Origin of the sequence: Ornithinibacillus californiensis (genome assembly GCF_001038485.1) — a bacterium.
Taxonomy (GTDB): domain Bacteria; phylum Bacillota; class Bacilli; order Bacillales; family Amphibacillaceae; genus Ornithinibacillus; species Ornithinibacillus californiensis.
In genome coordinates this window covers 1-13430 of the sequence record NZ_LDUE01000065.1, presented here as the reverse complement: position 1 = coordinate 13430, position 13430 = coordinate 1, and the positions used below count along the sequence as shown (strand labels likewise).

14 protein-coding genes and 1 pseudogene are annotated in these 13430 nt (G+C 35.6%); 6 read left to right on the top strand and 9 right to left on the bottom strand.

What is annotated here, in order from left to right; genetic code table 11:
- Positions 1–76: 76 nt before the first annotated feature.
- Positions 77–436: a hypothetical protein gene (locus TE34_RS17585; RefSeq protein WP_047986133.1), complete on the top strand. Its 360-nt coding sequence runs from the start codon at positions 77–79 to the stop codon at positions 434–436.
- A 256-nt stretch (positions 437–692) separates the two neighbouring features.
- Here TE34_RS17585 and TE34_RS17580 read toward each other — a convergent pair whose 3' ends face one another.
- Positions 693–1043 (bottom strand): YlbF family regulator, encoded by a 351-nt coding sequence (locus tag TE34_RS17580; RefSeq protein WP_047986132.1) that lies wholly within the window; start codon positions 1041–1043, stop codon positions 693–695.
- 152 nt (positions 1044–1195) lie between these two features.
- Between TE34_RS17580 and TE34_RS17575 the strand changes: the two genes are divergently transcribed.
- Together TE34_RS17575 and TE34_RS17570 are read left to right on the top strand one after the other, a co-directional pair.
- A complete protein-coding gene (locus TE34_RS17575; protein ID WP_047986131.1) occupies positions 1196–2080 on the top strand; it encodes a PucR family transcriptional regulator in 885 nt (294 codons plus the stop codon).
- A 128-nt stretch (positions 2081–2208) separates the two neighbouring features.
- A complete protein-coding gene (locus TE34_RS17570; RefSeq protein WP_047986130.1) occupies positions 2209–3306 on the top strand; it encodes an ABC transporter ATP-binding protein in 1098 nt (365 codons plus the stop codon).
- Positions 3307–3527: 221 nt separating this feature from the next.
- Here the strand turns inward: TE34_RS17570 and TE34_RS17565 are convergent, their stop codons facing one another.
- The 3 genes from TE34_RS17565 to fumC all read right to left on the bottom strand — a co-directional run bounded on the left by TE34_RS17565 (position 3528) and on the right by fumC (position 5702).
- Complete coding sequence (locus TE34_RS17565; RefSeq protein WP_047986129.1) at positions 3528–3722, bottom strand: alpha/beta-type small acid-soluble spore protein; 195 nt, start codon at positions 3720–3722, stop codon at positions 3528–3530.
- Between the two features lie 155 nt (positions 3723–3877).
- On the bottom strand, positions 3878–4081 hold the full coding sequence (locus TE34_RS17560) for an alpha/beta-type small acid-soluble spore protein (RefSeq protein ID WP_047986128.1): 204 nt from the start codon (positions 4079–4081) through the stop codon (positions 3878–3880).
- Positions 4082–4316: 235 nt separating this feature from the next.
- Positions 4317–5702, bottom strand: coding sequence for a class II fumarate hydratase (fumC, locus tag TE34_RS17555; protein ID WP_047986127.1), 1386 nt, complete (start codon positions 5700–5702; stop codon positions 4317–4319).
- Between the two features lie 246 nt (positions 5703–5948).
- Here fumC and TE34_RS17550 point away from each other — a divergent pair, with 246 nt between their 5' ends.
- Complete coding sequence (locus TE34_RS17550) at positions 5949–6860, top strand: zinc dependent phospholipase C family protein (RefSeq protein ID WP_047986126.1); 912 nt, start codon at positions 5949–5951, stop codon at positions 6858–6860.
- 50 nt (positions 6861–6910) lie between these two features.
- On the opposite strand, the gene TE34_RS17545 is transcribed toward TE34_RS17550, so the two are convergent.
- The 5 genes from TE34_RS17545 to TE34_RS17525 form a co-directional block, all read right to left on the bottom strand.
- Positions 6911–8245, bottom strand: a complete 1335-nt coding sequence (locus tag TE34_RS17545; protein WP_047986125.1) for a DUF2268 domain-containing protein — start codon at positions 8243–8245, stop codon at positions 6911–6913.
- A 40-nt stretch (positions 8246–8285) separates the two neighbouring features.
- On the bottom strand, positions 8286–8855 hold the full coding sequence (locus TE34_RS17540; RefSeq protein WP_047986124.1) for an AAA family ATPase: 570 nt from the start codon (positions 8853–8855) through the stop codon (positions 8286–8288).
- Between the two features lie 67 nt (positions 8856–8922).
- Positions 8923–10200, bottom strand: coding sequence for an MFS transporter (locus TE34_RS17535; RefSeq protein WP_047986123.1), 1278 nt, complete (start codon positions 10198–10200; stop codon positions 8923–8925).
- A gap of 72 nt (positions 10201–10272) precedes the next feature.
- Positions 10273–11733 carry a methyl-accepting chemotaxis protein gene (locus TE34_RS17530; RefSeq protein WP_047986122.1) on the bottom strand — a complete coding sequence of 487 codons (1461 nt, stop codon included), beginning with the start codon at positions 11731–11733 and terminating at the stop codon, positions 10273–10275.
- A gap of 93 nt (positions 11734–11826) precedes the next feature.
- A complete protein-coding gene (locus tag TE34_RS17525; RefSeq protein WP_047986121.1) occupies positions 11827–12060 on the bottom strand; it encodes an IDEAL domain-containing protein in 234 nt (77 codons plus the stop codon).
- Between the two features lie 226 nt (positions 12061–12286).
- Between TE34_RS17525 and TE34_RS17520 the strand changes: the two genes are divergently transcribed.
- Positions 12287–13153 carry a cation diffusion facilitator family transporter gene (locus TE34_RS17520; protein ID WP_047986120.1) on the top strand — a complete coding sequence of 289 codons (867 nt, stop codon included), beginning with the start codon at positions 12287–12289 and terminating at the stop codon, positions 13151–13153.
- A 119-nt stretch (positions 13154–13272) separates the two neighbouring features.
- Positions 13273–13430 (top strand): annotated as a pseudogene (locus tag TE34_RS21140) (IS256 family transposase); the annotation flags it as partial.

Sequence of the window (13430 nt, the reverse complement as noted above, 5' to 3'; positions counted from 1 at the left end):
GCATGTTATTCTGAAACATCTTTTAATTAATCACCGTCTTATTTGTAGTTAGTTTAAAAATAGGAGGTGCAAAAAAATGAAGACCCGAAAATATAGTATAATCACTGTTAGCACGTTTTCTTTGTTACTGTTAGGAGCTTGTGGATTTACTGTTGAGAAAAATGAAGAAAGTGGTGTAGAAACTACAGATAATAATGCTGCCGGTATTACACTTGCTGGTCAAGAACCAGTAGATCAAGTTGGAATAATTAAAAGTTTTGATTCAACAGATGAGGTCATTATTACAGTTGATCAGGAAGATATTACCTATCGATTATCCGAGGATGCAAAAGAACAGTTAGAATCGAATGAAATAGTCACAGGAGCTAAAGTAACATTTACTACCTATACAATTGGAGACGAAATGGAGACCATTGATAAGTTTAAAGTGGAATAAATTCAAAAGAGGCCGGGACAAAAGTAATTCTATCCAAGGTAAATCCGAACATTATCATTAGTGCACATAACCCGCCCCGGAAATATACTTCGCTTTCCGTGGGCGGCTGGTGAGCCTCCTCAGAGCTATCGCTCTTGCGGGGTCTCACCTATGCCTATCCTCCCACAGGAGTCTCCGTATATTTCCGGGGCTAATATGGTCTTTGTTCGTTTTTACATCCCTTTGATTTAGTTATGTCCCGGCCCCTTCCATCCAATCATCCTTGTTGTGAACCGTAAAGCTCTTCTAGAGGCTTTGTAATAATTTGGCTAATTTCATTAATTACCATATTTAAACGTTGCTCTTGTTCCATAAGTCTTGATATTCCTTCATGCTTTTGGACAAGCTCAACAACTTGACGCGCATTTTCTACTTCCTCTTCCGAAATATCTTCACCTTGCATTTGTTTTTGTTGAAGCTCCATTTGTGTATCACGGAATTCTTCAAATGTCTTCTTAGCAATAGGGTCACCCATCACTGCCTCAAATGCATCTTTCAGACCTTTAAACTCATCACTTTCACGAATCGCCTTTTCCAAACCATAGGCGTTATCATACATATTTGCCAAAACAAATTCCTCCTTGAATAGGTTAACCCCACTATAACAAACGTAAAGTGCCATGTATACCAATACCAATTATGCTGTATAATAAGAAATCTTTTTTAAATGGAAGAACAATTGGTATAATGTATAAAACACATTTAAAAGAGGTTTTCCCATTGATTGATAAATTAAGAAACTATTTTCCTTCACTTCAACATTATGAAACAATTCCCGTTAAATTAAACCAAGAATTAGCTTGGTTTATTACAGCAGATTCTCAATTAATTGGTATTCATCCCGATGAGTTGCAAGAGAAAGACCTCGCACTATTTCGTACGTTTTTAAAACCGTATCAAAGTAAATTTCCTTCCATGACGATAGAAGAAAAAAAGTGGCTGCAATGGACTCAGGCCGAAGATGTTCTGCCAGACATTGATTTTACTTTTCGCTTGGTTTACTTTCAAGTTCCTTTAAATCAAATAGACCCAAAAGGTTTTAAAGATGCAATCAATCAGTTGTTTGACCATGAGGTAACAATCTTATGGCAAAATGAAAATGAAGGTGTTATTGTCGACAAGCTCCATAAGAATTTAGATGACAGCATCTCCTATAAGGAAATTATTGATATCTTAATGAGTGATTTGTATATTAAAATCCGGTTTTTCGTTGGGCCATATCTTTCTACCTTGGAAGGATTAAGAGATCATTATCAACAATTACTCGCAGCTGCAAAGTTAACATTTCAACATTCGCAGCATAATGTCGTAACGTATCTAGAAGCCATTCCATACATATTAATGGGAAATACAGGGACTACATTTAAGAAAAATTTAAGGCAGTTCATCTTGCAGGAATTTATTGATGACGTGGAATTTATTCATATGATGGAAGTATTTTTTGAAAGTAACTTAAATATCTCAGAGGCTGCAAAGAAATTGTATATGCATCGTAACAGCCTTCAATATCGTATTGAAAAATTCTACGAAAGAACAGGTATAGATGTTCGTGTATTCCAGCAAGCAATCACTGTCTACTTAGCCGTTCTAGCTAAAGATGAATAAGCCTAGTAAAGATGCACAAAGACCATCATTCATCTTTGTGCATCTTTACTATTTAGCCTTAGAATGAAATTCATTATAATAAACGTAGGTATTAAAACGCTTTCATTTATCTTAAGGGGGACTTATTCATGGCTGAGTTACGTTTAGAACATATTCAAAAGAAATACGATAAAGATGTTGTTGCTGTTAATGATTTTAATTTGCATATTCAAGATAAAGAATTCATCGTATTTGTTGGTCCATCTGGATGTGGTAAATCAACGACATTACGTATGATCGCTGGTTTGGAAGAAATTACAGATGGTCAACTTTACATTGATGATAAAAAAATGAACGATGTTGCGCCAAAAGATCGCGACATCGCAATGGTATTCCAAAACTATGCCCTTTATCCGCATATGAATGTATACGATAATATGGCATTTGGATTAAAACTACGTAAGTTTAAAAAAGATGAAATTGATAAACGAGTACAAAATGCTGCTAAAATTCTCGGACTAGAAGCATACTTAGACCGTAAACCAAAAGCACTTTCTGGTGGTCAGCGTCAACGTGTTGCTTTAGGACGTGCTATCGTTCGTGATGCAAAGGTATTCTTAATGGATGAACCATTGTCAAACCTTGATGCAAAACTACGTGTTCAAATGCGTGCAGAAATTCAAAAACTTCATAAACGCTTACAGACAACTACTATTTATGTAACACATGACCAAACGGAAGCAATGACAATGGCAACTCGTCTAGTTGTTATGAAAGATGGTGTAATCCAACAAGTTGGTGCTCCAAAAGACGTTTATGATAATCCAAACAATGTATTTGTTGGAGGATTCATTGGATCTCCTTCCATGAACTTCTTCACTGGTGTAATAAAAGATTCTGATTTCATTATGGGTGACGTGAAAATTAGAATTCCTGAAGGCAAGTTGAAATTACTAAAAGAAAAAGGTTATGGCGATAAAGAAGTTATTCTTGGAATTCGCCCAGAAGACATTCATGATGAATTAGTATTTATTGAATCAACTCCTGATACTAAAATAACAGCTTTTATCGATGTTGCTGAATTAATGGGAGCTGAAACTTTCCTATATTCAAAAGTAAATGACCAAGATTTCATCGCACGTGTTGACTCACGTACCGATATTCAAGGTGGAGAATCAATTGAACTAGCACTTGATATGAATAAAGCACATTTCTTTGATGCAGAAACAGAAGAAAGATTAAAATAATGATTAAGAGGGCCGCCTTGGCCCTCTTTTTTTATGGTTCATAAATAATGTTAATTTAAGGGAATTATTTCTATAAATTAGTAAATAATACAGGTATCATAAAGTGAGCTTCATACTGTGTAAATAGTATTCATTACATGAGAGACAAATTAAAGAAGGGAAAGCCCATTAGGACCTTCCCATATATAAAGGGGTCTCCCCCGTAGCCATTATATGAAGTTTTATTTGCCGTTTAATTGTTGTTGAGCAGTTTGTACTAAACGCTTAGTGATTTCACCACCAACGGATCCGTTAGAACGAGAAGTATCATCTGCACTTAGGTTTACACCAAACTCTGAAGCAATTTCATACTTCATTTGGTCTAGAGCCTGTTCTACACCAGGGACTAGTAATTGGTTTGAATTGTTACTTGCCATGAATTATCACCTCCTGTAATAATTATTGTGAGCAAAACTCAGGATTCTTATCACAAGAAAACACTGGCAATTAATAGGTTAATCTCCTAAAATTTGATAGTTAAAGGGAAAGCCGTTTGACTTTCCCTTTAAGGGGTTATCCCCTGTAGCCATCATTATTGAATTTTACCAGATAATTGTTGTTGAGCAGTTTGTACTAGACGCTTAGTAATCTCTCCACCAACAGAACCGTTAGCACGAGAAGTAGTATCAGCACCTAGGTTTACGCCAAACTCAGAAGCGATTTCATATTTCATTTGGTCTAGAGCTTGTTGTGCACCAGGAACTACTAATTGGTTTGAATTGTTGTTGCTAGCCATGTTTATCACCTCCTGTAACTATATTGTGAGCAGAAGTGAAAATCTTATCACAAAAAAATACTGGTAAATTGTGGTTAGGAGTTTATAAAACAAACAGAGGTGTTTCAGAAGGTAAGAAAAATATAAAATCACGGTAATTTTACTTGTTGATATTCTACATAATGAAAGATTAGAAAGCAATCTATATAAAAGAAGGAATCCTACCAAATAATGGTAGGATTCCTTCTTATTAGTTTTATTTTGGATGAGTCATTTCTTTAGGATTTACATACTGATCAAATTCCTCAGCTGTTAATAGTCCTAATTCAATCGCAGTTTCCTTCAATGTCGAATTATCAGCAAATGCTTTTTTAGCTATTTTAGCAGCATTTTCATAACCGATATGTGGATTTAATGCAGTAACTAGCATTAATGAATCGTTTAAATACTTATCAATCTGTTCAAGGTTTGGTTCGATACCTTGCGCACAACGCTCATCGAATGATAGGATGCTGTCTGCAAGTAACTCACAAGATTGTAAGAAGTTATATGCAATTACTGGCTTGAACACGTTCAGTTCGAAATTCCCTTGACTTGCAGCAAAACCAATTGCAGCATCATTCCCCATGACTTGAGCAGCAACCATTGTAACTGCTTCGCTTTGAGTAGGATTTACTTTACCTGGCATAATGGAGCTTCCTGGCTCATTTGCTGGAATAGTAATTTCCCCAATGCCACAGCGTGGACCACTTGCTAACCAACGAACGTCATTGGCAATCTTCATTATATCCGCAGCAAGTCCCTTTAACGCTCCGTGAGCAAACACCGTTTCATCATGACTGGTTAAAGCATGGAACTTATTCTTGGCAGATACAAATTCTTTGCCAGTAAATTTACTTACTTCAGCACAAACACGCTCAGAAAACTCTGGATGAGCATTTAATCCAGTTCCTACTGCAGTTCCACCAATTGCAAGTTCTTTAAGATAAGGTAGGCTTGTTTCAATCATACTTTCGGACTTCTCAAGCATACGGTGCCAACCACTAATTTCCTGTCCCAATGTTAGTGGTGTAGCATCTTGTAAGTGAGTTCGTCCAATTTTTACGATATCTTTAAAGGCATCCATTTTACCTTGGAACGTATTTTTCAGTTGTCTTAGAGCTGGAAGTACAACATCTTCTAGCTTTAGTACTTCTGCAATATGCATGGCAGTTGGGTATGTGTCATTAGAGCTTTGAGACTTATTCACATCATCATTTGGATGTAATGTTAAATCACTACCTTGCTCTTTTAACCATTGGTTTCCAACATAAGCCATTACTTCATTCATATTCATATTCGATTGTGTACCACTACCAGTTTGCCACACAACTAGTGGAAAATGCTCATCTAATTTTCCTTCGATAATCTGTGTTGCAGCATAGTCAATTGCTTCTGCTTTTTTAGCTTCCATAAGCCCTAAATCACTATTAGCTTTTGCTGCACTCTTTTTAAGAATTGCAAACGCTTTTATTATTTCAGTAGGCATTGTTTCTTTTCCAATTGGAAAGTTCTCCCTACTACGCTGAGTCTGTGCACCCCAATATTTATCAGCAGGAACCTTTACTTCTCCTAATGTATCATGTTCTACACGGTATTCCATATGTATTTCCTCCCCCAATGTTGATATTCAATCCTTCTCTATTGTATCAAATTTTTTAAGAAAACTCACTTTTACATGTTCTTTCGTAGATGTATTATTTTTTTAAAATCAAATTCATTGCAAGTTGCACAAAAATTAATTATTTTTATACTATCTATAGATTTATTCACAAAATTGTAATGCTCATTCAATAGAATTACCTTTATACTAGTAAGTATCATAAAGATAAGGTTGGGGGGACTAAACATGCCTAATATATGGACACATATGCTATTTTGTGAAGAAGTGGTTGACTCACTAGGAAATCCTATGTCAACTCCTAAGAATAGCTATATCATGAACCTAGGTGCACAAGGTCCAGATCCATTCTTTTATTACAATTTTTGGCCTTGGATGAAAGAGCATCCCGTTAACAATATTGGAAACCTCCTCCATACCGAAAAATGTGGTGATTTTCTTTTAGACTTAATTGACTCGGTTAAAGATAAATCAAACGAAATAAAGTCATATGTATTTGGATTTGTGACACATCATATATTAGATCGTAATGCACATCCGTATATTCACTACCGTGCAGGATATGAAGGAAATAAGCATTCAAAATTCGAGATTATCATTGATACACTAATGATGGAACGATATAAGAACTTACAAACTTGGAAAACACCTGTTTATAAGGAAATCCATTTAAATCGAAAAAACAAACAAGAAATCGCTACTCTACTTCATCAAATGATTAAGAAACATTTTCCACAAGTTGAATATAATTCAACCAATCATATGATCAAAGCATTAAATGATATGAAATTGGCACTGAAATTATTAGCCGACCCACATGGTTGGAAATATAAACTACTTAGCTCAACAATTGACTGTTTCTCACATCAACCGATTACCAATCATAAGGATTATTTAAACTTGGAGCATACAGTTTGGTATCATCCTGCAACGAAGGAACCAAGCAAGAAAAGTTTTATTGATCTCTATGAACAAGCAAGAATTGAAGGTATTGATATCATGAGAAAAGTAATTGGCTATTGGAAAAATGATGGTACAACGTTAGAAGAATTGGCGGAATACCTTGGTGATATTTCCTATGATACTGGGTTGTCATTAGAGGCAAACTTGCATAATCAATATTGTGATCCAATTATTTAAAAGGAGTTTAGACATTGTCTAACTCCTTTTCTCTGTTTATAATTCATACTCTAATCAACAATATTACTATAATCACTACCGAGAACGATTTCTTTTGGATCAAGTTGTGTCCATTCGAGAATAGATTTATCCGGGTTATTTTGAATATAACTAGTTATTATTTGATTACCAATCTTATAATTGCTCCATCCGCTACGCAGCTGGTTGTAAATACTCATATCCGTTGAATTACCATGTTCTTTTAATATTTCTATTACAGCACTTTCATTTTCTGAAGATAGTGGTTCTGTCCAAGGAGCTTGGAACTCTGGGTAAACAATTTGTGCAAAAGCATCCGCTTTTCCTTCTAGAAGTGTAAAGTTTAGTACATTGGAAGTGGCTAATATGCCATTATAGGAAAGGTCAGCCACATGGTGATATTCATGAGCTACACCATATTGGAGTGCTTCTTCATTATATGACGGATCAATGGATATACCAATATTGTTGCCGTAATATGCAATTCCAGCAACACCTTCCATATTATGTAAGACAAAGAAATCATTTGGATCTAGAGGGAAAAGGTATATATTTGTATCTCCTTCCATTGGTAGTAAGTCAGCGGATTGGATAATGGCCTCTTTAATTAAGTCTATTATGTGACTCTCACTTTCTAAGAGCACCAAGGTGTTCTGCTCTAGTTGGCCGATATTCGTTGTAGAGGACAGATGCATACCTAACATAGAATAAGAAAGGTCCACTGGAGCATGTTCATTGAAAGGTTCAATAACGAACTGATCAAAAGCATCTTTTTTAGATGCATCTGGATTTGCATTAATAAAGCTAGTATAGTGAAGTAACTCTTCAAAGTATGGATGTAGATGGAAAGTTTGGCCATTATATGTGAAACTGTATTTCTTCTGTCCGGTTTCCTTTTCTTGTAATTGACTTGCATCTACATCAAGTTCAAACGGGATTCCCAAATACTTATATTTTAATTTTACATTTTGAATTTCTTGATTATGATATACTGCCAACGCATAATGCTGTATCGTATCAAAGTCTTCGTCACCTACAGTTTGAGGTGGTTTTTTTATCGTAATTTCCTGAATGTCATGGAAACTAACTCCTTCACTTGCTTCCCTAACTTCCGAGATCGTTACCATTTGATTGGAATGGCTTATTCCAATTTCTGTACTCTTGGGCTCGAGATTATTAACTAGCACGTCTTGTATTTTAATGCCTCCAAATCCGTCATTCTCCAATTCTATTACAATCGTATATGGATCATATGAGTTATAGCTCATACCTGAAGAATGTAGTGGTGGATTCAACCTTAAAAATAGATAATATCCAATTAAGATGATGAGGATAATCGCTAGTACAATGAATTTTTTATTCTTCAATTTTCTTCACCTCGTAATAAGCTGACAACTTTCATGCGATTCAGAAAACGTTAAGTTTCGCAATATGTACAATTTCCTCAATAACCGAATCAACATCCTCCTTATTGTGTATCACAAATAAATAATCTGCTTCCTCCTCTTTAGGATCGATAACATCTTTTCTTAATGAATCAGAATTCTGCCTTAACAAAACTTGTTCAAAATTAGTAGCACTTCTAAATATATTTGTACTACGGTTACTGCTAGTAATTCTCTCCATTAGAACTTTATCAGTAATATCAAAATGGACAAGGATTCTTGTGAATTTATCTTCGGGGAATAATTCCTTTAATAAATACAAACGATCATTTATGCTCCGGTTTGAATTAGAAATGATCAAATGATAATTGGTATTCTCAACTGTGTAATCAACAATAAGTTTAGATATAGCATGCTTCAATGTGTTAGGACCTTTCTTTGGTTGAAGTTTCTTATAATGTGTATTGATGAATTCGGCATGATTATCTTGGTCCATTACAATCGAGTCTTCTAGTCGCTTTTCCAAAGCTCTAGCAAAAGTCGTCTTTCCACTGTGTGTTTTTCCTACTGTAATAATTACTAAACGCTTCATGAATTTCCAATCCTCCCAAAGAAAACCGCACAGATTAGTTTCTGTGCGGTGATTTGATGTAGTAAATTTATTGTTGAGCATTGTAATTCCTTGCATCTTCTTTACCTTTTTCCACATTTACAAAGCTTAGAATGATAATACCTGCAATGAAGAAAAGTATTAAAGAAAGGATACCATATCTACTATTACCAGTTAATTGTCCTACAAACCCGAATAAGAACGGTCCAAATACTGCGGAAAATTTAGAAGAAATCCCGTAAAAACCGAAGAATTCCCCTTTCTTGTTTGCTGGAACCATACGACCATAAATCGATCTACTTAACGCTTGTGCACCACCTTGAACAAAGCCAACAGCAGTTGCTAGCAGGTAAAAATGAAGTGCTGAGTTCATAAAATACCCTAAGATAACGATACCTAAGTAAACAAATAAAGTTGACATTAATGCTTTTTTCGGTGATATCTTACCTGCTAGCCACCCAAAGAAGAAAGTAAAAGGTATACCAACAAATTGGGTGATTAATAATGCAATAATTAAATCATTTCGTCCGATACCTATTTCTGTTCCATAGATTGTCGCCATCCGAATAATTGTAGAAATACCATCATTAAATAACCAAAATGCAAATAAGAAAAGTAATAATTGCTTAAACTGTTTAATTTCTTTAAAGGTACTACCTACTCTTGAAAAACCGATTCTTATGTACGACTTATCTCGTTTAACCGGTGCCTTCTTCTCATCATGTATATTCCTTAATAATGGAATAGAGAAGATTAGCCACCATACGCCTACCATTGCAAATGATACTTGCATCGCACTAATTGTATCGAGTCCGAATTTGTCTGGCATTAAGATCATAATCACATTTATTAATAGTAGAATTCCTCCACCAACATAGCCTAAAGCAAAGCCTTTAGAAGATACTTTATCCATATCTTCATCATCTGCTACTTCAGGTAAAAAGGCATCATAGAACACGTTTGCTCCCGAAAAACCAATCGAGCCAACGATGAATAGGACTGCTACAAAGATATAATCTCCTTCACCAGTAAAAGCGAGGAGTATACTAGCGATCATCCCCATAAAGGCAAAGAATCGGAGAAATTTCTTCTTAGCTGCAGAGAAATCAGCAATCGCCCCTAGAATCGGAGCCAAAATGGCAACCACTAATACTGCAAATGAGTTCGCATAGCCCCAATAACTAGTTGCTAAGTTATCGTCAATATTATTTGCTGCAACACTCGAATAGAATATTGGAAGTATAGCAGCTAACATCGTTGTTGCAAAAGCCGAATTACCAAAATCATAAAGTGCCCAGCTTAATTGTGTTTTTTTATTTTTTTTCATAACAAACACTCCCCTTATCTTAAGCATAGCAAACTGTTAGAAATAGAACTGTTAAATATTCGTAAATTATGATTAAGCATTCTCTAACGATGCAGCTGCTTCATTCGTTGCCTCTATGGCAGATACTAGGTTTGTCATTCGATTAACTTGCTCATCTACTATCGCCTCTAGCTCCTCAATAGTTGCAGTTGTTTCTTCAATAATTGATGCAAGATGATCAACAGATTGCTCAATGTTTTCAGAGGAACCTTTGATTTCATTCGCTTGATTATTCAAGTATTGTAAATAAGAAATAAAATTATTTAACTGGTCGGTTATTTTTTCAAAGTTAACCTTTGCTACCATTGTATGCTCAATACTCATGCTTAATTTACTTTTATTGGTAGTAACTTCATGTTGCGTATTTTTTGCATCGTGTTCAATCATGGATAGATTATCTCTGATTTGCTTTGCAGTATGTTGAGATACTTCTGCTAGCTTTCGAATTTCTGAAGCTACAACGGAAAAACCCTTTCCAAACTCCCCAGCTCTAGCAGCCTCAATACTCGCATTTAAAGCAAGAAGGTTCGTTTGCTCCGCGATATCTTGAATCTTTTCCGCATTGGAATTGTTCTCATCGATACGATTAACAAGGCTTTCCATATTCATGGTCAGATGCTCAAACGACTGATGGAAGTCTTCAATGGTACCATATAATGTCTCTACAGAACCTTTACCAACCGTCGATAACTGGATTAAATCCTCGCCATCCGCAACACTTCTTGAAAAAGAGTCAATCATTTTCTCTAATAATTGGTGATTGGAATTGGTGGATTCGGATATTCCAGTTGCAGTCTCTGCTTGCACTTGACTGGCTGAAGCAATTTCATGAAAGCCTTCTAACATTTCTTTCATTTGTTGGTTGTTTAAGCTACTATCCTGTTCGATGATATCCATCTGTTTTTTAACCTTTAGTGCTCCAGCTTGTACAATCTGAGTACGTCTTTTCTCATCCTCGGACTTTGCCTCAATCTCAGACAGTGTTTGATTCAGCGTGTATAGAAAACTTCTCGACACTCTTATTTGGATAAATAATACCAGGAAGATTAAGATGAAAAATACAACCGTAATTGAAGCAGATCTCGTATCAAAACCTACAATCTCACCCTTTGTCACTATGAAAAAGCTGAGAACAGAAAGACCTAATACACCTCCAGTAGTTAGGACAGCTTTGGAAAGTGAAACAGCAGCAACTGCTAATAAGAAAAATGTAAATAACATATTGGTTACATAGTCTGAACTTAGCATGATGATAACCGACACTCCAGCTAAACACACTAAAGCAATATAAGGGACAACCATACTAAAGATTCCTTTATAATTTAAAAAAGCCATGGTCCCAATAGCAATTGTCCCTCCAATAGAAAGCGCTAACATATTTGCCGCTGGTGCACCGACTACAATCTCTGCACCTAATCCTAAAACTAACGCAAATAGAATAATGTAAAGCAATGTCCGATTTTGGCGTTTTAAAATAGTTTCATCTATCTTCATAAAAATCCCCCTTAAACGATATCCCTATGTATTTTTCTTACATAAAAACAGCCTTACCAAACAGAGGCAAGGCTGATTCAAGATGCGCGTCACTTACTCCCAAATATATTGTAGATACTCCTCGCGAACGCTTGCAAATTCATCTTTATTTCCTTTTTGAATGGATTGGTTTATTTTTTCTTCTAGCATTCTTTTATTCCAATTAAAGCATAGCTCATCTAATATGAGTCGCGATGTCAACTTAATCTCAAAAGATACTTCTCTTTTAGCTGTTAGGACCTTTCCTTCGTACGGACAAAAGCGATAAACTACCTTTTCCTTTTTCATTGGATACGCCCCTTTGCTCCTTTAATACTATTATCCTAAATTTTGCGAATAATTGCAATCGAAATTTGTAAAACGTACAAGTAGAAATAGGGTCTATTTTTTGGACGAAGGAAACATACTTATAACATATCAACTGATATTCCTTAGGGCTTATCTTTTTCTCTAGACCCACCATATCCTGCTTTGATATAGTGATAAAGTTATTGAATCTCTTGGGGGTAATTACATGAACCAACCAAATCTAAAAGGCGGAGAGAAAGGTGCTTGGATCAGTATTTTTGCTTATCTTTTTCTCTCTGGTGCAAAGTTAATAGTAGCATACATAGGAGATTCTGATGCTTTGTGGGCAGACGGCTTAAATAATTCCACAGATGTGGTTGCTTCCATTGCAATCCTAATTGGGTTAAGAATTTCTCAAAAGCCACCTGATCAAAATCATCGCTATGGCCATTATCGAGCAGAAACCATTGCCTCATTGTTAGCAGCGTTTATCATGGTAGCAGTAGGTCTACAAGTTATCTTTTCAACGATCGGTAAGATGTTTGAAACCCAAATAGCGAAGCCCGATATGTTAACAGCTTGGACCGCATTAGGTGCAGCATTAGTAATGTTTTTCGTCTATCGTTACAATCTCTCTTTATCAAGAAAGGTAAACAGTAGTGCTTTATACGCTGCATCACAAGACAATCGTTCCGATGCGCTAGTTAGTATTGGGGCATTCATCGGTATAATCGGTGCACAATTTGGATTATATTGGCTTGATCCACTTGCTGGATTAATTGTAGGTATAATTATCTGCAAGACAGCTTGGGATATTTTTAAGGATTCAACTTTGTCACTAACTGACGGATTTGACGAGGAAAGATTGCAGACTATTAAACAGGAAATTAAAAAGTTCCCGGAAGTAAAAATTGTACCAGATATTAAGGGAAGGGCTCTCGGTAATCAGTCAGTTTTAGATGTTACGATTAAAGTGGATCCCAACCTTACAGTTAGACAGAGTCATGATATAACTGTTCGTATTGAGAAGAAGTTAGCTAATGAATATGGCATATTGTATACGCATATTCACATTGAGCCATATATAGAATGAACTTTCCCCACTGGGAGTGTAATATAAACTGTGTAAGTAAGAGAGCGTACGGCTCTTACTTCGCAGTTTATTTTTTTATTGTTAAACTAATAATATATGAATTGGGGGAGTTGTTTCTAATGGCAAAATCTAAACGTGATCCACAATCAGTAGAGTTAGCTAATAGAATAATAGAACAATACCAACCAGAGTCCGTACAAGACATGCAGAATGCACTGAAAGACATATTTGGTCCTATGTTTGAAGCTATGTTAAAAGGAGAAATGAATCATCATCT